We start from the raw sequence: 655 nt of genomic DNA, 5'->3' as shown, positions 1-655 counted from the left end.
AAGGCGCAGCGGGCAATGAGCCGCAAGACAAAGTTCAGCAGAAACTGGAGGAAAGCCAAAGCCCGAGTCCAGCGCATTCACGCCCGCATCGGCAACACCCGCCGCGACTACCTGCACAAGGCCACGACCACGATCAGCAATAACCACGCGATGGTATGCATCGAGGACCTGCGGGTTAGCAATATGTCGAAGTCAGCGGCGGGTACTAGTGAGGAGCCGGGCAAGTGTGTTCGGGCCAAGTCCGGCCTAAACAAAGCCATCCTCGATCAGGGGTGGTACGAGTTCCGTCGCCAGCTGGATTACAAGCTGGCGTGGAATGGTGGGTATCTCGTCGCAGTGCCGCCGCAGAACACAAGCCGAACGTGTCCGTGCTGCGGGTACGTTTCGGCGAACAACCGTCGGACACAAGCGCGCTTCGCGTGCGTGGAATGCGGCTTCGAGGAACATGCCGACCTGGTCGGCGCGATCAACGTTTTAAGGGCGGGACACGCCCGGTTCGCCTGTGAAGTGAGCGGTGCAGCAATGCCGCCAGCAGCAGGAACCCACCTAAGCGACTTGGTGAGCAGCTCCATGCTGCCCCTGAGCGCCGCAGGAATCCCCTCCCTTTCCGCGCAAAGCGCGGCAGCCGAAGGCTGAGGGAGGGGAGGATGTCAAA

1 protein-coding gene is annotated in these 655 nt (G+C 61.5%); it reads left to right on the top strand.

Annotation, left to right across the window (positions count from 1 at the left end; genetic code table 11):
• Positions 1-636 (top strand): RNA-guided endonuclease InsQ/TnpB family protein (locus ACYP5B_RS01710; protein ID WP_459568313.1); only part of this gene is annotated, 636 nt, incomplete at its 5' end.
• Positions 637-655: the final 19 nt, after the last annotated feature.

It is taken from the genome of Cupriavidus sp. 8B (genome assembly GCF_054589115.1).
This window is presented reverse-complemented; position numbering and strand designations above follow the sequence as displayed.